At 63.9% G+C, this 17,937-nt stretch carries 19 protein-coding genes; 9 read left to right on the top strand and 10 right to left on the bottom strand.

The window, feature by feature from the left end:
* Positions 1-150: 150 nt before the first annotated feature.
* On the top strand, positions 151-360 hold the full coding sequence (locus tag HHL08_RS06970; RefSeq protein ID WP_201785474.1) for a hypothetical protein: 210 nt from the start codon (positions 151-153) through the stop codon (positions 358-360).
* 149 nt (positions 361-509) lie between these two features.
* Here HHL08_RS06970 and argC read toward each other — a convergent pair whose 3' ends face one another.
* Genes argC through HHL08_RS06950 form a run of 4 tightly spaced genes read right to left on the bottom strand, consistent with a single transcriptional unit; the run spans position 510 to position 4,172 of the window.
* Positions 510-1,454 carry an N-acetyl-gamma-glutamyl-phosphate reductase gene (argC, locus tag HHL08_RS06965; protein WP_169571814.1) on the bottom strand — a complete coding sequence of 315 codons (945 nt, stop codon included), beginning with the start codon at positions 1,452-1,454 and terminating at the stop codon, positions 510-512.
* A complete protein-coding gene (locus HHL08_RS06960; RefSeq protein ID WP_169571812.1) occupies positions 1,451-2,359 on the bottom strand; it encodes a C40 family peptidase in 909 nt (302 codons plus the stop codon). Before HHL08_RS06960 ends, argC begins: the two co-directional genes overlap by 4 nt.
* Positions 2,319-2,714, bottom strand: coding sequence for a MarR family winged helix-turn-helix transcriptional regulator (locus HHL08_RS06955; RefSeq protein ID WP_169571810.1), 396 nt, complete (start codon positions 2,712-2,714; stop codon positions 2,319-2,321). The genes HHL08_RS06960 and HHL08_RS06955 overlap by 41 nt, the downstream gene beginning before the upstream one ends.
* A gap of 60 nt (positions 2,715-2,774) precedes the next feature.
* A complete protein-coding gene (locus tag HHL08_RS06950; protein ID WP_169571808.1) occupies positions 2,775-4,172 on the bottom strand; it encodes a leucyl aminopeptidase family protein in 1,398 nt (465 codons plus the stop codon).
* 140 nt (positions 4,173-4,312) lie between these two features.
* Here HHL08_RS06950 and HHL08_RS06945 point away from each other — a divergent pair, with 140 nt between their 5' ends.
* A complete protein-coding gene (locus HHL08_RS06945; protein ID WP_169571806.1) occupies positions 4,313-4,513 on the top strand; it encodes a hypothetical protein in 201 nt (66 codons plus the stop codon).
* Complete coding sequence (locus HHL08_RS06940) at positions 4,513-5,331, top strand: DUF4163 domain-containing protein (RefSeq protein WP_169571804.1); 819 nt, start codon at positions 4,513-4,515, stop codon at positions 5,329-5,331. The genes HHL08_RS06945 and HHL08_RS06940 overlap by 1 nt, the downstream gene beginning before the upstream one ends.
* A 118-nt stretch (positions 5,332-5,449) precedes the next feature.
* Here HHL08_RS06940 and rimO read toward each other — a convergent pair whose 3' ends face one another.
* The 5 genes from rimO to serS form a co-directional block, all read right to left on the bottom strand.
* Positions 5,450-6,838: a 30S ribosomal protein S12 methylthiotransferase RimO gene (gene rimO / locus HHL08_RS06935; protein ID WP_206377762.1), complete on the bottom strand. Its 1,389-nt coding sequence runs from the start codon at positions 6,836-6,838 to the stop codon at positions 5,450-5,452.
* A gap of 92 nt (positions 6,839-6,930) precedes the next feature.
* A complete protein-coding gene (locus tag HHL08_RS06930; RefSeq protein ID WP_169571800.1) occupies positions 6,931-9,756 on the bottom strand; it encodes a TonB-dependent receptor domain-containing protein in 2,826 nt (941 codons plus the stop codon).
* Positions 9,757-9,917: 161 nt separating this feature from the next.
* Positions 9,918-10,973 (bottom strand): potassium channel family protein, encoded by a 1,056-nt coding sequence (locus tag HHL08_RS06925; protein WP_169571798.1) that lies wholly within the window; start codon positions 10,971-10,973, stop codon positions 9,918-9,920.
* Positions 10,970-12,013 (bottom strand): M23 family metallopeptidase, encoded by a 1,044-nt coding sequence (locus HHL08_RS06920; protein ID WP_169572265.1) that lies wholly within the window; start codon positions 12,011-12,013, stop codon positions 10,970-10,972. The genes HHL08_RS06925 and HHL08_RS06920 overlap by 4 nt, the downstream gene beginning before the upstream one ends.
* A 312-nt stretch (positions 12,014-12,325) precedes the next feature.
* The gene (serS, locus tag HHL08_RS06915; protein ID WP_169571795.1) at positions 12,326-13,603 is read right to left on the bottom strand and encodes a serine--tRNA ligase; all 1,278 of its coding nucleotides are present in this window, start codon (positions 13,601-13,603) and stop codon (positions 12,326-12,328) included.
* Between the two features lie 94 nt (positions 13,604-13,697).
* On the opposite strand from serS, the gene HHL08_RS06910 reads away from it, so the two are divergent.
* The 4 genes from HHL08_RS06910 to HHL08_RS06890 all read left to right on the top strand — a co-directional run bounded on the left by HHL08_RS06910 (position 13,698) and on the right by HHL08_RS06890 (position 16,639).
* Positions 13,698-14,138 (top strand): host attachment family protein, encoded by a 441-nt coding sequence (locus HHL08_RS06910; protein ID WP_169571793.1) that lies wholly within the window; start codon positions 13,698-13,700, stop codon positions 14,136-14,138.
* A 157-nt stretch (positions 14,139-14,295) separates the two neighbouring features.
* Complete coding sequence (locus HHL08_RS25525) at positions 14,296-15,393, top strand: hypothetical protein (RefSeq protein WP_235954971.1); 1,098 nt, start codon at positions 14,296-14,298, stop codon at positions 15,391-15,393.
* A 338-nt stretch (positions 15,394-15,731) separates the two neighbouring features.
* Positions 15,732-16,196, top strand: a complete 465-nt coding sequence (gene dksA, locus HHL08_RS06895; protein WP_169571792.1) for an RNA polymerase-binding protein DksA — start codon at positions 15,732-15,734, stop codon at positions 16,194-16,196.
* A gap of 65 nt (positions 16,197-16,261) precedes the next feature.
* Entirely contained in the window at positions 16,262-16,639 is a 378-nt protein-coding gene (locus tag HHL08_RS06890; RefSeq protein WP_169571790.1) for a PilZ domain-containing protein, read from the top strand.
* A gap of 155 nt (positions 16,640-16,794) precedes the next feature.
* Here the strand turns inward: HHL08_RS06890 and HHL08_RS06885 are convergent, their stop codons facing one another.
* Complete coding sequence (locus HHL08_RS06885) at positions 16,795-16,953, bottom strand: YdcH family protein (RefSeq protein WP_169571788.1); 159 nt, start codon at positions 16,951-16,953, stop codon at positions 16,795-16,797.
* A gap of 188 nt (positions 16,954-17,141) precedes the next feature.
* Between HHL08_RS06885 and HHL08_RS06880 the strand changes: the two genes are divergently transcribed.
* Together HHL08_RS06880 and HHL08_RS06875 are read left to right on the top strand one after the other, a co-directional pair.
* Positions 17,142-17,321, top strand: a complete 180-nt coding sequence (locus HHL08_RS06880; protein WP_169572263.1) for a YdcH family protein — start codon at positions 17,142-17,144, stop codon at positions 17,319-17,321.
* 123 nt (positions 17,322-17,444) lie between these two features.
* On the top strand, positions 17,445-17,924 hold the full coding sequence (locus HHL08_RS06875) for a DUF1465 family protein (RefSeq protein ID WP_169571786.1): 480 nt from the start codon (positions 17,445-17,447) through the stop codon (positions 17,922-17,924).
* Positions 17,925-17,937 lie beyond the last annotated feature (13 nt).

Genomic DNA, 17,937 nt, shown 5'->3' with positions numbered 1-17,937 from the left:
TCCCGATGCGGGATGGATGATCCATATCGGGACTTCGCTAATGGGGGATTCACCTTTCAAACCGGCCATTCATGCCAAAGCGTTGAAATGGCACGGCGATTGAACAGTGCGCTTCATAATAAGGTCGCCAAGAACAGGTCAGGGGTCGCAATGCAGGTGCCATATCTTTCGAACCGAAAGAGCTATGAAGACGCGACCGAGCTGATGGCGGCTTTCGGCGATAATGCCGGCTATGAAGCCGCCGCGCGCGCCGACCGCAGCCTGGATCAGGGCAACCATATCCATTTTTGCCATTGGCGTCAGATCGAGCGGCTGATCGTGCTGCTGACCTATGACCAGCCGCTCGGCACCATCCACTAGGACCATCGACATTCAGCCCTGACGGCCTGCAAATGGCGATTTTCCGTGCTTCCGGTTCTCACCTACTTTGAGTAGGCTGCGCTCCGGGTCACGAAAAACCGACATTTTCGGCATGTCATCATCTGAATGTCGATCGGCCCTAACGCGGCCTAGAGCCGCAAACCCGCGGTTTCGGGCAGGCCCGCCAGGATGTTGAGATTCTGCACCGCAGCGCCGGCCGCGCCCTTGCCCAGATTGTCGAGCGCCGCCACCAGCCGCGCCTGACCGCTGTCGGCATTGCCGCACACGAAGAGCGCCAACCGGTCGGTCGCGCCGACATGCTCCAGCGCCACCTGGCCGATGCTCAGGCTATCCTCCAGCGATGCGACGCTGACGACCTGCGACCCCGCATAAGCGGCGGCAAGGGCTGCGTGGACGTCGGTGAGCGTCGGCGCACCCGGCATCGCCCGCAATTGCAACGGCACTTCTACGATCATGCCGCGATAGGCGTTGGCGACCGCGGGCGCGAACAGCGGCGGGTGGGTCAGGCCCGAATAGCGGGTCATTTCCGGCACATGCTTGTGGCCCAGGGCCATGCCATAGGGGCGAAAGGCGCTGGGTGCGCCGGCGTCGCCCTCATAGTCCGCGATCATCGCCTTGCCGCCGCCCGAATAGCCCGAAGCGCCCGATACCGTCACTGGCCAATCGGCGGGGATCAGCCCAGCCAGTACCAACGGACGGACAAGCGCCAGGAAGCCGGTCGGCCAGCATCCGGGATTGGCGACGAATCGGCTGTCGGCCAGCACCTCGCGATGGCCCGGCTCCAGTTCGGGGAAGCCATAGGTCCAGCCATCGGCCACGCGATGCGCGGTCGATGCGTCGATGACGCGGGTACGATCATTGTCGATCAGCGCCACTGCTTCGCGCGCGGCATCGTCGGGCAGGCACAGGATGACGATATCGGCGGCGTTTAGCGCATCGCGGCGCGCGCCGGCATCCCGGCGCCGTTCTTCGGGCACGGTGATCAGCGACAATTCGGGGCGACCGGCCAGCCGATCGGCGATTTCGATGCCGGTGGTGCCGTGACCGCCATCGATGAAGACGTTGATGCTCATGCGCTGATCCTCCGCCGGGCGATGATGGGTTGGGCGTGCGCGTCCGCCAGCCGGGCGACGACGTCCGCCAGTGGTTCCTTCACTACCGCCATCCAGTGCGCGTTGGCGTGCAGCAGCGTCTTGGCGTCCGTCATGATGCCGACATGGCCGGGGAAGAAGACCAGGTCGCCGCGTTGCAGCGCCGCGTCGCTGTCGATCGGCATCCCGATGCCTTCGCATTGCAGGTCGGTGTCGCGCGGGACGGGAATGCCCGCCTGGCCGAGTGCAGCCTGCACCAGGCCCGAACAGTCGATGCCGCGATGGCCGCGTCCGCCCCACACATAGGGCTGGCCCAGATAGCGTTCCGCAACACATACCCAATCGGCCGACTTGGTTTCGATCGGCTCGGCATGGCGGCTATGGACGAACCCTTCGGCGCAGGCGACGAAGTCGCCCTGCACCACGCCGGAAAACAGCGCGCCGCCCGGCCAATGGTCGGCGATCGGCGCCTTGATGTCGGCCGCGCTGAACAGTGGTGCGCTTTCCACCATGATGCGGTGGCTGGGCATTTCCAGCACGTCGAGCGCATCGCGGCGGATATAGCCGACATAACCGTCATGGCCGCAAAAGCCCCAGGCCCAGTCGGTCATCACATCGAGCGCATGGAAGGTTTCGCCGCGTAACAATTCGCTGACCGCATCGGCCGTCGGCGTCGGGGCCGATGTTATGGCCGTGCCGGTGGCAACGCAGGTGAGGGGGACGGCGCGCGCATAATGGGCGGAAAACAGGACGCCGGCGAGCGCCAGGTCTGCCAGGTCGCCGCGTGCCGCATGGATGCGCCGATCCAGCGCGACCGAACGGCCGTCAAGCTCGAAGCGTGTTCGTTCAGGCGGTCCGTTCCGCTTGGGGGTATTTATGCCGTTCATCGCGCGCGGTTCCTGCGATGAAATGATGAAAGGCGTCAAGAAATTCCGCGCCTTTTGGCGTCCGGGTGATGAAAATATTACGACGGTCCGCCACATCGCGTTCCCGACGAAGATAGCCGAGCGCCGAAAGCTTGTTCAGCGCGCGGGTAATGACCGGCTTTGAAACATGCAGTGCTTCGGCCAAGCCGCGCACCGTATGGGGGCCGGACCCGATATAGACGGTCATCATCAGCGCCATCTGCCGATTGGTCAGATCGGGTTTCCCCGATCGGACATAGTCAACAAGCGTGCGCATCCATTGTCCAAGTTGCTGGAGGCCGGGGCGGTCGATTTCGGTTGCCGATAGCGCGTTCATGTCAGCTTAACGCACCATTCCCAATCCGGTTGCGTAACGGATGCGACGCAATTGCAGCGCCTATCCGGCCCGCCCATAACGGTGTTGCAGCAGACGGAACACCGCGCGCAGCCCCAGCGCCTCGCCGCCCTTGGGTCGGCCGGGCTTGGCGGACGGGCGCCAGGCGAAGGTGTCGAGGTGCAGCCAGGGTGTATTGTCGGGCACGAAGCGCTTGAGAAACAGCGCCGCGGTGATCGCGCCGGCAAAGCCACCTTCGCCCGCATTGTTGAGGTCCGCGATATCGGACTTCAACATATCGGCATAGCCATCCCATAGCGGCAGTCGCCAGGTCGGGTCGTCCACCTCGCCGCCCGCGACCGCCATATCGGTCGCCAGCGCATCGTCATTGGCGAACAAAGCGGGCAGGTCGGGGCCGACCGCCACCCGTGCCGCGCCGGTCAGGGTCGCGAAATCTACGATCAGTTCCGGCTTGTCCTCCCCCGCGCGGGTCAGCGCATCGCCCAGCACCAGCCGCCCTTCCGCATCGGTATTGCCGATCTCGACGCTCAGCCCCTTGCGGCTGCGCAATATGTCGCCGGGGCGAAACGCATTGCCCGCGATCGCATTTTCCGCCGCCGGGATCAGCAGGTGCAGCCGCACCGGCAAGTGCGCCGCCATGATGAGCTGCGCCAGCGCCAGCGCATGGGCCGCGCCGCCCATATCCTTCTTCATCAGGCGCATCCCCGACGAGGGCTTTATGTCCAGCCCGCCGCTGTCGAAGCAGATGCCCTTGCCCACGATCGCGATGCGGGGTGCGGCGGGATCGCCCCACAGCAATTCGATCAGGCGCGGCGCGAAGGCTTTGTCCGCCGCCTTGCCGACCGCGTGGATCATCGGATAGCCCTGTTCCAGCGCATCGCCCCGCGTCGTCGTGACGCGCGCGCCAAAGGCAGCCGCCACCTTCTCCACCGCGGCTTCCAGATCTGGCGGTCCCATGTCGGCGGCGGGCGTGTTGACCAGGTCGCGGACCAGCGCGACGGCTTGGCCCAGTTGCACCGTCGGCGCTATCCGCGCGACATCGCTTGTCAGCAGGACGCGCGCGCCGGCGGGGGCATCATCGCGGCGATAGCGGTCGAAGCGATACTGCGCCGTCAGCCACCCCAGCGCCGCGGCCCCGGCCGACCCCTGCGCCAGCCGATAGACGCCTTCGGGCAGGGTTTCGGCCGCGCGCGCCAGGCACCATGATCCCAGCATCTCGCCATGGGCGACCCCTGCGACTACCGACCAGTCATCGTCTTTCTCGCCCGGCAAGATCGCGACGTCATGGGGCTGGCCCCTGAATTTCTGCGCCGCGACCATGGCGCGCACCGGCGCCGGCTGGGCCGCCAGCCAAGCGTCATGGCCCTTGGCGTCGACAAGCTGGATCGATCGGGCGGGTTGCTGGTTGTCGGCTTTAAGCAGGTCGGAAAAATCGGTCATTGCGCGGGTGTAAGGGAAAGGGATCGGTCAAGGAAAGCGCAATTTTTTCATCGCGCACCCGGCACGTCCGGCCCTTTCTTCATTTGCGCTGCGCACCGGGCGGGCCTAGATTCGCTGGCATAGATAAAAGGAGATGGACGATGATTCACGGTGATGATCGCGGCCTTCAGGCTGCCAGGGCGCGCGCCTATATACTGGCCGAAACCGGCAAATTCGACAACAGCCATGCCGTGCAGCAGGCATTGATCGCGGAAGGCTGGCCCAATGCCGGGCAGGCGCTCGACAGCGATTATGCACGCAAAGCGGTCGGCGAACGCTGCCGCGCAGCGAAGGCGCATTGATGCGGGGGAAGGGACTGGTTCCGGCGGTGGCCCTGTTAGCCGCCGCCTGCACACCATCGCAGGACAATGGCAGCGGCAACGCTACGGCGAATGCGGCGGCGTCTCGCTATGTCGGGAATATGGTTGGTGCGGAAGCGCCTGCGCCAGCGGCCAAACCCTTTGCCGAAAAGGACAAAAGTCCTTTCCTCGAATTTTCCTATGCCTATCCGGCGCAGGCCGCGGCGCTGCCCGTCCTGGTCGAAAAATTCGCGAAGGATCGGGCCTCGTCCAAGGCGGATGCGCTCGCCATGGCGAGGGAAGACAGCGCCGCGGCCAAGGACTCCGGCTTTCCGTTCCGGCCGCATAGCCTGGAAACCCAGTGGCGCGTCGCGGCGGACACGCCCCGTTTCCTGGCGCTGCAATCGGAAACCTATGTCTATACCGGCGGCGCGCACGGCATGACCGGCTTTGAGGCGCTGCTATGGGACAAGGCGCGCAAGCGCGAGACGAGCGTCAAGGCGGTGATGACGTCGCCTGCCGCCTTCGCCGCGGCGATCCGCGAACCCTTCTGTGCGGCGCTCGACAAGCAGCGCGCGGAAAAGCGGGGCGAGCCGGTGGTGCGCGGCGACGATGAATTTACCAAATGCATCGACCCTATGGAACAGGTGCTGGTGCCGACGTCGAAGGACGGCAAACTGATCGACAGCATCACCGTGATCGTCGGGCCTTACAGCGCCGGACCCTATGCGGAGGGCAGCTATGACGTGCCGCTGCCAGTCGATGCCGCGATGCGCAAGGCGATCAAGACGGAGTATCAGGACGGGTTTGTGGCGGAGTAATCTGTAGCTCAAACTGAATGTGTTCCCGCGAAGGCGGGAACCCAGTCCCGCCGTCTGAACTGGGTTCCCGCCTTCGCGGGAACACATGTCGTAATTTACGAACCGGGCTTATCGCGTTTCAGTCCTGAACAGGCGCCCCGTAAAGATCATGCTCGTCGGCATCCTCGATCACGACGTCGAACATATCGCCCGCCTTTCGCCCTTCGCCGACATCGCGCAGGAAGACGTTGCCGTCGATTTCCGGGGCATCCGCCTGGCTGCGTGCGGTCGCGCCGATGCTGCCATCTTCCTCGTCCGGTTCGCCCACCTCATCGATGATCACGGGCAACACCCGGCCGATCTTCGCCTGCAACTTGGCGGCGCTGATCGCGGCGGTCTTTTCCATGATCCGCTGGTAACGCTCTTCCTTGACCGCTTCGGGCACCGGGTTCGGCAAGGCATTGGCCGGCGCGCCCTCGACCGGCTCGAAGCGGAAGGCGCCCACGCGGTCGAGTTGCGCTTCGTCCAGCCAGTCGAGCAGATATTGGAAATCCGCTTCCGTCTCGCCGGGGAAGCCGACGACGAAGGTCGACCGGATCGTGATGTCGGGGCAGATGGCGCGCCATTTATGGATGCGATCTAGCACCTTGGCCTCGTTGGCCGGGCGCTTCATCGCCTTCAGCACGCTGGGCGCGGCATGTTGGAACGGGATATCGAGATAGGGCGTCAGCAGCCCGTCGGCCATCAGCGGAATGACCTGATCGACATGGGGATAGGGATAGACATAGTGCAGCCGCACCCAGGGCGCGACGCCCTCGGCCGTCCGCAACTGCCCCAGTTCGCGCGCCAGGTCGGTCATGTGCGCGCGCACCTCGCGGCCCTTCCACTGGCGCGGATCGTGGCGGGTATCGACACCATAGGCCGATGTATCCTGGCTGATGACCAGCAATTCCTTCGTGCCCGCCTGAACCAGTTTCTCCGCCTCGCGCAGCACCGCGTCGATCCGCCGCGACACCAGGTCGCCGCGGATGGACGGGATGATGCAGAAGGAACAGCGATGGTTGCAGCCTTCCGAAATCTTCAGATAGCTGTAATGACGCGGCGTCAGCTTGAGGCCGCCTTCGGGGACCAGATCGACAAAGGCGTTGGGCACCGGCGGCGACGCATCATGCACCGCATTAACGACCTGCTCATATTGATGCGCGCCGGTGACGGCCAGCACTTGCGGGAATTTGGCGCGGATCAAATCCGCCTCATCGCCCATGCAGCCGGTGACGATGACGCGGCCATTTTCGGCCATCGCCTCGCCGATCGCCTCCAGCGATTCCTCCTTGGCGGAATCGAGAAAGCCGCAGGTGTTGACCAGCACGACGTCGGCGCCGGCATAGTCGGCGGACATCTGATAGCCGTCGGACCGCAGCTTGGTCAGGATACGTTCGGAGTCGACCAGATTCTTGGGACAGCCGAGCGAAACCATGCCGATCTTCGGCGCGTCAGGAAATTTGGTTGCCATGATGGTCGCGCACATAGGGATTTTTGCGCCGAATGTCACGAGTGCTGCGAAAATGAGAAAGGGCGCGCCCATCGGACGCGCCCTTCCCAATAATAGCCGCCGGTCCGTTACATCTTGTAGGACAGGCGCAGATAGCCGAACTGCCCCGGCACGTCATAGCTGGTCGTGTCGAAATTCGCGCCGTCGCAGGTGCCGCACAGCGGCGGATCCTTGTCGAACACATTATTGACGCCGATGGTCAGGCGGGTGCGATGATCCATCCAGTCGGGCGAGAAATAGGCCTGAATATCGCCATAGAAGGTTGCCTTCATGACGTTGCCGTCGCCTTCGGTCACCTTGCTCAGATAACGGCCGGTGAAGGACAGACCATAGCCCTCGGTCGAATAGTCGAGCGTGGCGTTCGCCTTGAAGTGCGGATAGGCTTGGTCGCTCGATCCGCACCGCTCGGTCCCTGCGCATTTGATCGTCGGCGCACCCAGATCCGCTGGCGGTTTGATGTTATATTTCAGCAGATAGGCGGCGTTGACGTTCAGGCCGATCGACCCGTTGCCGACCATCTTCGACCGATAGGTCAGCGTGCCGTCGATGCCGTCGGTTTCGATGGCGTTGAGGTTCTGGAGCACGCCGTTGATGCCCGCGACCGCGCCGCTGCCGGTGCGGGTGATCGCGGCGCAACTGATCGGATCGGCCTCGAACGCGCAACGCTGGAGCGTAAGCGACGCAGGGACCGAGTCGATCGCGTTCTTCAGCGTGATCGTGTAATAATTCACCTCGATACTGAACTGGCTGGCGAAGCTGTCGCGCGCCCAGGCGGGGCTGTAGACGCCGCCTGCGGTCCAGGTCTTCGACGTTTCGGGTTTCAGGCCAGTAAAGCCCTGCGAGAAGACGCCAAGCTGGCCTCCCTGCGGTTCGGCATAGCTGCCGCTGGCCGGCACGCCATTGGCGATGCAATTCGCCCGGACCGTGGCATTGGTCTGCCACGCGCTGCCCGCTACATTGGTGCAGGGATCGTTGATCGTCGCGTCGGTGCGCGAACGACCGGCATAGAGTTCGCCGATGCTGGGCGCGCGCAGGCTTTCGGCGTATCCGCCGCGCAGTAACAGGTCGCGGGTCGGCTTCCACAGGCCCGAAACCGTGTAGGTCGTGTTGCTGCCAAAGCTGCTATAGTTGGAATGGCGCACCGCGCCGTTCAGCTCCAGCTTCTGGAAGAAGGGCTTGTCGGCGAGAATGGGAATGCGCAGTTCGCCGTAAAATTCATCGACGTTGAAGCCGCCGCGCGCGGGGCTGGTCGGGACATCCGCGCCCAGACCCGCGGCAATGATCGGGTCGGGCGTGTAAGACGCCTGCTGGTCGCGATGCTCATAGCCGATCGCAAAGCCCACCGCACCGGCGGGCAGGTCGAACAGGTCGCCCGACAGGTTGGCGGTCGCGTCCCACAATTCCTGTTCGCTGCGGTCGCGCTGATCGAAGGTCACATAGTCCAGCATCGCCTGGGTGATCGACCCGGCCCCGCCAAAGATGTTGAACGGCACGCATTCGCCTGTGCAGGCGCCGACCGGGCCGAGTGCCTGGGCCAGCCTGGCGGCGTTCAGGTTGCCGGTGAAGGTCTGGTGCGCATTGTTGGTGCCATAGCTGCCGTTGACGTCCCAATACCATTTATGGTCGCCGATATCGAACGTACCCTCCAGCGTCGCCGCCATCGTCAGCGTATCGACTTCCTGGCTAAAGATACGCGGTCCGCCCTCAACGAAGCGGCGGCGGATGGTCGAATAGTTGGCAGGCGTGCCATTCGCGCCCGAAGACAGGGTCACGCCGAACGGATTGAACGGGTTGCTGGCATCGACGGAGATGGTGTCGAGCAGATTGCCGTTGCCCGCATCCGGACCGATGAACAGCGGCAGGAACGCCGCCTGCGTGGTCGATTCGCGATGCTGGTACACCAGCCGCGTGCGCAGGCTGACGGCGTCGGAAAATTCGAATTTGCCGTTCAGGAAGGCGCCATAGCGTTCCGAGGGGGTCAGCAGATAATTAAAAGGCGCGAAGTTGAAGGAGTCGGTCGCCGAACTATAGGCGCGATAATCGCTGGCCACCGGCGCGCGGCCGATGATCGGATTGCTCAGCGTCAGGCTTTGCCCCAGCACGTCGTAGCGGCCATTGGGCGTGGCGCTGGAACATCCGCCATCGGCGCAGCTGCTACCGCCCGCGGCGGGCCATTGCGAAATGGAACGGTCGGCGGTGCTGACCCCTTCCTGCTTCACATAATTGCCGCCAAAGACGATCGACACGCGGTCGGCCTGGATGCCGTAGCTGGCGTTGATGTCATAGGTGTGGCCGTCGCCCTGACGGTAGGTGCCGAACTGGGCCGACATGTCGAGGCCCTTTTGCGACTGGCGGGTGATGATGTTGACCACGCCTGCGACCGCATCCGACCCATAGAGCGGGGAGGCGCCCGATTGCAGTACCTCCACCCGCTCGATCATGCTCTGCGGAATAGTGTTGAGATCGACCGAAGCCGGGATGCCGCCCGCCGCCGATCCGTTGACGTAACGCATCCCGTCGACCAGCACGAGCGTCCGCTTGGCGCCCAGATAGCGCAGGTCGATTTCGGCCGAGCCGGAGCTGACGCCGGTGCCGTCGGGCGGGCCGCCGATATTGCCGGCATTGTTCGTCTTGGTATTGAGGCCACCCGCCGCGCTCGGGATGCGTTGCAGCACGTCGGCGATGGAAGTCAGGCCGGTGCGCGCGATCGACGCCTGGTCGACGGTGACGATCGGCTTGTCCTGATCCAGCGGGTCGCGGCGGATGCGCGATCCGGTGACGATGATCGCGGCGCCATCTTCGGCTTGCGGTTCGACGGATTGGGCGAAGGCGGGAACGGTCCAGGCGACGACGGACAGCACAACGCCACATTGCAAGGCACTCTTAAAGCGCATGTTACACCCCTTATCTGCGACCCATCTGACACGGGTCTGGGAAGGAGTGTTTGCGTTTTACAACAGTATAGCAATCACGCTGGCGCTGGCGTGGAGGACATGTAGCGCGAATTTTACAATATGTTGCTGCTCTGCAACAAAATGCTTCGCTTCGTCGGCGTCTAGGAACCGTCCGTCGGCGCGTCACCATCGCCTTCGGTGATCTCGATGATGAGGTCGCCGTTCTGGAGCCGTTTGGCCCCGTCCTCCCAGAAACCGATCGGTCGGTCGTCGCGATAAATCCGCACGCCAAGACCGGTGCCGATGGCCGACAGCGGCCCGCCAATCTCCTCTGGCAGGGCAGGTCGCTCATTCAGCTTCACCCGCCCGCCCGATGCGGCCAGATCCGCCATATAATCGGCGATATGCCGGCCGCTGGTGCTGCCCGCCAGCAACAGCCCGGCAAAGCTGACCGGATTGATGACCGTGGTCGCGCCCGCCTGCCGCGCGGGCAGTTCATTATCCTCGTTCCGCACGACGATGCTGATCGGCAGGCGCGGGGCCAGATGGCGGGCGGTCAGGGTTATGAGGATCGATGTGTCGTCGCGCCCCGCCGATACGATCATGCTGCGGGCGCGATGGATCGCCACGTCCTTCAACGTCCGGTCGCGCGTCGAATCGCCGCACAATATGTTGCACCCCAGCGCTTCGGCCAGTTCCAGCGCCTTGTCGCTGCCGTCGATGACGACGATCTCGCGCGGGTCGGTGCCGCGCGCGAGCAGTTCGTTCACCGCTTCCTGCCCGCTGGTGCCAAAGCCGGTGACGACGATATGATTGTGCAGATCGGCCTGAATACGCGCCATGCGCCACCTGTAGAAAATGTTGCGGAGGAAGAGGTTATAGGCCGTGCCGAGGAAGATCAGCCAGACGAACAGCCGGATCGGGGTGACGAGCAGCGCTTCGAACAGCCGCGCTTCCGGGCTGACCGGCACGATGTCGCCATAGCCCACGGTCGTCACGGTGACGGTGGTGAAATAGAGGACATCGACGAAGCTGATCTCATTGTCGAGATTATCCTTCAGCCCGTCGCGCCCGACCCAGTGGAGCAGCAGCACCAGCGCGATCAACCCGAACACCAGCGCCACGCGCCAGACCAAATCCACCCACATCGGCATGGACGATCGCCGGCGCAGGAACCCGGCCGTCCCTATCGTCGGGCGGACCTGGTCGATCCTCATGCCGGGGGCAACTGGCCGATCGGGTTCACCGGCACCCGGTCCTTGCGCAATTCGAAGTGCAGCTTGGGCTTACTGGCATAGCCGGTGTCGCCGACCAGGCCGATCACCTGGCCCCTCGTCACCTTCTGCCCGCGCACCACATCGACGCGCGACGCATGGCCATAGGCGCTGACCCAGCTACCCCCATGGTTGAGCAGCACCAGCCCGCCGAACACCGCCACCTTGTCGCCTGCATAAGCGACCACGCCATCGGCCGCCGCGCGGATCGGCGTGCCTGCGGGCGCGGAAATATCGATGCCATTATTCTTCGCGCCGCTTTCGCCGGGGCCGAAGCGTGACAGGATTACGCCCTTGAGCGGCCAGGCGAAACTGCCGGACAGGCGGGCAGGCTGGGCGATCGGCACGTTAGAGGGCAGGGGGCGCGGCGCGCTCGATGCGACGGCGACCGGCGCATTGTCTGCCGCGGCGGGCTGGCCGCCGGTCAGCACATCGTCAATGTCGATGCGAAAGGCGGCGGCGCGCTGTTCGATGCCCGGCGCGCGGGCCGGGGCGTCACCGGGCAGCAGTAGCCGCTGCCCGCGCCGCAGCATATAGGGTTCGCTCAGACCATTGACCGCGACGATCCGGCTCCACGCCACGCCATAGGTCGATGCGATGGCGATGCCCGTCTCCCCCTCCGCCACCAGATGATAGCGGCCGCCGGGGATTTGCAGCGTCTGCCCAGCGCGGAGGGCATAGGGGGCGGTCAGGCTATTGGCGCGCGCGATCGCCTCCGATCCTGCACCGGTGCGGTTGCCGACCCCGCGCAGCGTATCGCCCGGCTGCACGACATAGGTGGATGTGGGGACGGTGCGCGCGTTCGCCACCACCTGCTGCGCGGTCCAGACCGGCTGCGTTTCGGCCAGTTCGACGGTCGACGCATCCGCGCCCATCTGCGGCGGCGGCGTGGGCGCAGGATCGGCGCGCTCCCCCTGATTGGGTATGCAGGCGGCCAGCATAAGCGAGCCGAGCGGCAGGATCAGAAGAGACGGGCGCTGCATCGCGCCGTGTGTATCCGATCCTGCCATGGTTTCCAGCATTTTCAGGCTAAGACCGCGCGCAAATCCATTTTCATTAGTTAGCCAACTAAGCAAAATAGTCTATGTGCTACAACTGTCTCACTCGCTGTCTTATATCTCTCGTTCGCTTGCTACACGTTGTTCCCCGGCGAAGGCCGGGGTCCAGTCCAGAGCGTAGAACTGGACCCCGGCCTTCGCCGGGGAACGCCATGACGGCTCCGATGAATCTATACGACAAGGTCGGCGAGGATAGTGTCATGCTGCTCCGGGCACGCGCGCCCGAAGGGCAGACGCTTACCTCGGCGCCAGCTTGGTAATCCCACCCATATAGGGTGCCAGCACATCCGGCACGGTGACGCTGCCATCGGCCTGCTGGTAATTTTCCAGCACTGCGACCAGCGTCCGCCCCACCGCCAGCCCCGACCCGTTGAGCGTATGCAGGAACCGCGTCTGCTTCTCGCCCTCCGGCTTGTAGCGCGCGTTCATGCGCCGCGCCTGGAAGTCGCCGCAGTTGGAGACGGAGCTGATCTCGCGATAGGTGGCCTGGCTCGGCAACCACACCTCCAGATCCCAGGTCTTGCGCGCGCCAAAGCCCATGTCGCCGGTGCACAGCAGCATCTTGCGATAGGGCAGGCCCAGCGCCTGCAATATCCCCTCGGCCGCTGCGCACATGCGCTCATGCTCGGCCTCCGACTCTTCGGGCTTCGCGATCGCGACGAGTTCGACCTTCTCGAACTGGTGCTGGCGGATGAACCCGCGGGTATCCCGCCCCGCCGAACCGGCCTCGGACCGGAAACAGGGGGTCAGCGCGGTCATGCGGATCGGCAGGCTGTCTAAGGCCAAGATTTGGTCGGCGACCAGATTGGTCAGCGATACCTCGGCGGTCGGGATGAGCCAGCGGCCGTCGGTGGTGCGGAACAGATCCTCGGCGAATTTGGGCAACTGCCCCGTCCCGAACAGTGCCTCGTCCCGCACGAGCAGCGGCGGGTTGACCTCCTCATAGCCGTTCGCGCCCGTCTGGGTATCGAGCATATATTGCGCCAGCGCCCGATGCAGCCGCGCCATCTGTCCGCGCAACGCGGTAAAGCGCGCGCCCGACAGCTTCGCGCCGCCCTCGAAATCCAGCCCCAGCGCCGGGCCGAAATCGGCATGGTCCTGCGGCGCAAAGTCGAAATCGCGTGGGCTGCCCCAGCGGCTCACCTCCACATTGTCCGCCTCGTCCGCGCCCTGCGGCACATCGTCGACGGGCAGGTTGGGGATCGCGGCCAGCATCGCGGTCAGCGCGCCCTTCGATTTATCTAGTTCAGGTTCTAGATCTTTTAGTTTTTTGCTGACCTCGATGGCATCTTGTTGGAAGGACATCGCTTCTTCATGCTGGCCCAGTCCGCGCAATTGACCGACAAAAGCGGAAAGGCGCTTTCGTTCGGCTTGCAGATGCTCAATCTCCACGATCAATTCTCGATGAGATTTATCCAGCGCCAATATCTCGGCGGAGAGCGGCGCAAGGCCACGGCGGGCCAAACCGGCGTCGAAGGCGGCGGGGTTTTCGCGGATGAAGCGGATATCGTGCATGGGGCAGTCCTATGCCGACGCGCGACGGGCCGCGCAACCCTGCGCACGGCTCGTTCGTTGGTGCCGGACTAATCAAAAGCAAAAGGATCGAGCGATGCAGATCGAACATGACGCGATGGTGCTGGTGGCGGACGGCCGCAAGATGCTGTTCTTCCGCAACAAGGGCGATGCGGCCTATCCCCAACTGGAAGCCGAAGAGGTCAAGGTGCAGGATAACCCGGCCGATCGCGACCAGGCGTCCGATGCGGCGGGCCGCTCCTCCTCCCCCATGGGCGGTCGACAAAGCTCGATGGAACAGACCAACTTCCATGATCTGGAAGAAGCGCGTTTCGCCACCGAAGCCGCCGACCTGCTCAAGCGTCGCGCCTTTGCGCAAGATTATGAAAAGCTGATAATCGTCGCCCCGCCCACGGCGCTGGGCGAGATGCGCAAACATTATCACAAGGAAGTGCAAAGCCGCCTGGTCGGTGAGATCGCCAAGGATCTGACCAACCATCCGGTGCCGGAGATCGAGAAGATCATCGCCGCCGCCTGACCTTTCCCGCGCAAAACGAAAAAAGGGGCGGCGCCCGATGCCGGGGCCGCCCCTTTTTTGTGGCAGGCGCTGCGATTAAGCCGCGGCCTGCACCTTGCGTTCGGCGAAGCGACGGCGGGCGACGAGCGCCACGGCGGCCGCGCCGAACAGGAGCACCATGGGCGGCGCCGGAACATCGGTGCCCCCCGTGCTGCCACCCGAGCCCCCGCTCGAGCTGCTGGAAGACGAACTGCTGGACGAAGAGGAAGAGCTGCCGCTCGACCCCGAACTGCCGCTGCTGCCCGAGCTGCCGCTCGATCCGGTGCTGCCCGTGCTGCCGAAGCTGGACGAGCCGCCCGACGAGGAAGAGCCGCCGGACGACGAACTGGACGAGGATGACGAACCCGAACTGCCGCTCGATCCCGAACTGCCGCTGGAACCTGAGCTGCCGCTGGAGCCGCTGCTGCCCGAACTACCGCCGCTCGAACCTGGATGGTCCGGCTTGCCGGGCTTGCCGCCGCTCGATCCGCCCGAACTGCTCGACGACGAGCTGGAGGAGGAAGACGAGCTGGAGCTGGACGAGGAAGACGAGCTGCTGCTGACGTTGCCTGACGACGTCGAGACGTTGCCCGACGAGGTGGAGACATTACCCGAAGAGGTGGAGACATTACCCGAAGAGGTCGACACGTTACCCGACGAAGTCGAAACGCCGCCGGTGGAGGTCGAAACGCCGCCCGTGGTCGAGCTGGTCGAGCTGCTGATGCCGCCGGTCGAGCTGCTGGTGGAGGAGATCACGACTGATCCGCCCCCGCTGCCGCCACCGCCGCCGCCGAAGAAGCCACCGATGAACCCGCCGCCGCCAAAGCCGCCGCCGCCGCCCATCACAACCGGCACCGCGCCGCCGCCGCCCGACATCATCGGCATTTCGGCCATCGGCATCGGCGCGGGCAGGGGAATGGGCGCAGCCTGCGTAACGACCGTCACCGTCTGCGGCTTCGTGACCTGCACGGTCCGCACGACCTTGCGCTGCACGGTGCGGACGGCCAGGCGCTTCTTGGGCGCAGCCTTCATGCTCTTGGTGCTGTGCACCACCGCAGGCCGTGCATTTTCTGCGACATGGACGGCACCGCCGCCAATGATCGCCCCGCCGCAAGTGCAGGCGCACAACTTTGCCAAAGCCATCCGTACCGACATAGGATCTACTCTTCTCTTGTTACCCCCGCACCCCTCACTGGATTTCCAGAGATGGGCTGACGGGAACTTCCTATGCGCATGAACGCAAAAGAAAGGGTTAACTGCAATCCCGTTAACCCTCAATATCATGTCTAAGTCGAGGGAAAAGCTGCCATTGGTTGAAGGGAAATGGTTAACGTCCCACTATGAAACGACTGGCCGCCCAATGCTGAATGAACAGAGCCGTCGCGAGGCGCTGCCGCCTTTCTCCAGAGACTCGATGACAAGCGCCGTCATGCGTATGAAAAATGGCCCTAAGCAAGCGGTGAGCCGTAGATTGCCCGCTTGTGTCGGTCCACGGCCATGGCTATGAGGCGGGCACAATCAAGTTTGGGCGCCCGGAACATTCAAGCGCCGGGGCCTTACGAGTCGGAGAGCCAGATGGCATCGGTCCTGAATTCCGATAAAGACGGCGATAAGCCGCCAAAATCGACAGTAGCACTTCCCGCCGATTACCGGCCGTCGTCCGACGAAGAGTTTATGAACCCGGTGCAGCTGGAATATTTCCGCCAGCGTCTCTGGGATTGGAAGAAGCAGATACTGACTGAGTCAGAAGGTACGTTGGCGGTGTTGCAGAATGAACCGCTGCGCGAACCCGACCTGAACGATCGCGCATCGAGCGAAACCGACTGGTCGATCGAACTGCGCACCCGCGACCGCCAGCGCAAGCTGATTTCCAAAATCGACGCCGCGTTGCGCCGTATCGACGATGGCGAATATGGCTATTGCGAAGTGACCGGCGAACCGATTTCGCTAGGTCGCCTCGAAGCGCGCCCGATCGCGACAATGACGGTCGAAGCGCAGGAGCGTCACGAGCGGCAGGAAAAAATCTCCCGCGACGATTAACGCTTTTTCCATCACCCGCCGGTTAGGATGAGGGCCTTCACCGCTTTCCAACCTTGGGTTTTTGCATGGACGACGATCAGGATATTTCGGACCGGGGACCGGCGCGCGCCGCGCCGCGCGACAGCCTGTTCCTGCTGACCACGCTCAGTACGCCCGAAGGCGCGCCGCTGGGCAAGGCGCGCGTCCGTAATCTGTCCGCGACCGGCCTGATGGCCGATTGCGAACGGGCGGTCCCTGCCGGCATTCAGATCATCTGCGATCTGCGCGGCATCGGAAAGGTGACCGGCATGGTGGCCTGGTCGCGCGAAGACAAGATCGGCCTTGCCTTTGACGAGCCGATCGATCCGCAACTGGCGCGCAAGCCGGTCGGTGCCGCTGCGACGCAGCAGACCCTGGTGCCGGATTATTTGCGCACCACGCAGCACGGCGTAAAGCGCCGCTGATCTTCTTCTTTAGACGGCATAAAAATTCCCCGCCAGCCTGTCGGCTGCGGGGCTTTTTGCTGTCCTGCGACCGGATATTCCAGGCGGTCGAGGCGGCCGGACGGGCGGTCTTTGCCGCCGCGTCCTGACCTCCTCCCAGAGCGTTGCGCCAGCGATCAGTGCTGGGCTGCCAACTCCTCCTTCAGCCGCAATTTCTGCTTTTTGAGCGAGGCCACCAATATAGCGTCGGGCATGGGCCGACTCGATTCCGTCTTGATTCGGGCTTCAAGGCCGGCATGCTTGGCTGAAAGAGCTGAAATGTGGCTATTTTCCATGACATTCTCCTTACGAGGACTATGGACCATCAAATAAATCATGATTCGGATGGCTTGTCTCGCCCGGATTCGGGCTTTGCGGCGGACTGCATGAAAATTTGCGATGGTCCGCGCCGTCAGGGCGGGTTATCAGACGCTGTTGAGACGAACGAAGTGGAGGCAGAGGCGCGGTGAGCCGGGAAGACATCATGCGCCGACTGGAATTGCTGCGGGTCGAGCATCGCGACCTCGACAGCGCGATCGCCGCGCTGGTCATCGCCGGTGGTGGCGACCAGATGCAGGTCGCCCGCCTCAAGAAACGCAAATTGCGCCTGCGCGACGAGATTGCGATATTGGAAGATGCGCTGGTTCCCGACATCATCGCCTGAAAGCCGGGCATCCAAACGGCATTTTTGGTTAACGGCGCGCTAACCGATCACAAATGGGACAAAGGGTGTCCTGACCGGCGCAACGGGCCTGACAAGGTTGCAAAAATATGGCAGCTCAATCCGATGCAACGCGCCGCCTTTCTTGATCCTGGCCTCCACCGGCGACTGGTCGATGGACTCTATCTCGAAGCCATGGTCATGGCGGACGAGGCGCGTGCCTATTTCGACGGCAGCGCCTCGCTCGACGATGGGGTGGACGATCCGCTGCGCCGGGTCGCCTTCGCCTGCGAATCGTTGAAGGTGACGACCCGCCTGATGCACATCATCGCCTGGCTGCTCAGCCAGCGCGCGTGGCAGCGGGGCGAGATCGAGCAGGTCGATCTGTCGGACGAAAAATATCGGCTGGGCCGCGCATCGCATACCGAAGCTGATCTGGCCGGCGGTTTCCCCTTCGCCGCCCGCGCGCTGATCGACGCGAGCCAGGAACTTTACGACCGCGTCGCCCGGCTTCAGGACCGGCTGGACACGATGACCAGCTCCGCCGCGACCGTCGGCGTCAGCCCGGCGCGCGCGCTGATGGACCGGTTGAACACCGCATTCTGACGATTGTCCTGCA

Origin of the sequence: Sphingobium psychrophilum (assembly GCF_012927105.1) — a bacterium.
In the GTDB taxonomy this organism is placed as follows: domain Bacteria; phylum Pseudomonadota; class Alphaproteobacteria; order Sphingomonadales; family Sphingomonadaceae; genus Sphingobium; species Sphingobium psychrophilum.
This window is presented reverse-complemented; position numbering and strand designations above follow the sequence as displayed.

Coding starts and splice junctions, on each gene's coding strand:
- HHL08_RS06910 (WP_169571793.1), top strand. CDS start 13,698: ATGCAGATCGAACATGACGCGATGGTGCTGGTGGCGGACGGCCGCAAG.
- HHL08_RS06970 (WP_201785474.1), top strand. CDS start 151: ATGCAGGTGCCATATCTTTCGAACCGAAAGAGCTATGAAGACGCGACC.
- HHL08_RS06925 (WP_169571798.1), bottom strand. CDS start 10,973: ATGAGGATCGACCAGGTCCGCCCGACGATAGGGACGGCCGGGTTCCTG.
- HHL08_RS25525 (WP_235954971.1), top strand. CDS start 14,296: ATGGGCGGCGCCGGAACATCGGTGCCCCCCGTGCTGCCACCCGAGCCC.
- HHL08_RS06890 (WP_169571790.1), top strand. CDS start 16,262: ATGGACGACGATCAGGATATTTCGGACCGGGGACCGGCGCGCGCCGCG.
- HHL08_RS06930 (WP_169571800.1), bottom strand. CDS start 9,756: ATGCGCTTTAAGAGTGCCTTGCAATGTGGCGTTGTGCTGTCCGTCGTC.
- HHL08_RS06950 (WP_169571808.1), bottom strand. CDS start 4,172: ATGACCGATTTTTCCGACCTGCTTAAAGCCGACAACCAGCAACCCGCC.
- HHL08_RS06875 (WP_169571786.1), top strand. CDS start 17,445: ATGCAACGCGCCGCCTTTCTTGATCCTGGCCTCCACCGGCGACTGGTC.
- HHL08_RS06960 (WP_169571812.1), bottom strand. CDS start 2,359: ATGAACGGCATAAATACCCCCAAGCGGAACGGACCGCCTGAACGAACA.
- HHL08_RS06880 (WP_169572263.1), top strand. CDS start 17,142: ATGCGCCGACTGGAATTGCTGCGGGTCGAGCATCGCGACCTCGACAGC.
- argC (WP_169571814.1), bottom strand. CDS start 1,454: ATGAGCATCAACGTCTTCATCGATGGCGGTCACGGCACCACCGGCATC.
- HHL08_RS06885 (WP_169571788.1), bottom strand. CDS start 16,953: ATGGAAAATAGCCACATTTCAGCTCTTTCAGCCAAGCATGCCGGCCTT.
- HHL08_RS06940 (WP_169571804.1), top strand. CDS start 4,513: ATGCGGGGGAAGGGACTGGTTCCGGCGGTGGCCCTGTTAGCCGCCGCC.
- serS (WP_169571795.1), bottom strand. CDS start 13,603: ATGCACGATATCCGCTTCATCCGCGAAAACCCCGCCGCCTTCGACGCC.
- rimO (WP_206377762.1), bottom strand. CDS start 6,838: ATGTGCGCGACCATCATGGCAACCAAATTTCCTGACGCGCCGAAGATC.
- HHL08_RS06920 (WP_169572265.1), bottom strand. CDS start 12,013: ATGCAGCGCCCGTCTCTTCTGATCCTGCCGCTCGGCTCGCTTATGCTG.
- dksA (WP_169571792.1), top strand. CDS start 15,732: ATGGCATCGGTCCTGAATTCCGATAAAGACGGCGATAAGCCGCCAAAA.
- HHL08_RS06945 (WP_169571806.1), top strand. CDS start 4,313: ATGATTCACGGTGATGATCGCGGCCTTCAGGCTGCCAGGGCGCGCGCC.
- HHL08_RS06955 (WP_169571810.1), bottom strand. CDS start 2,714: ATGAACGCGCTATCGGCAACCGAAATCGACCGCCCCGGCCTCCAGCAA.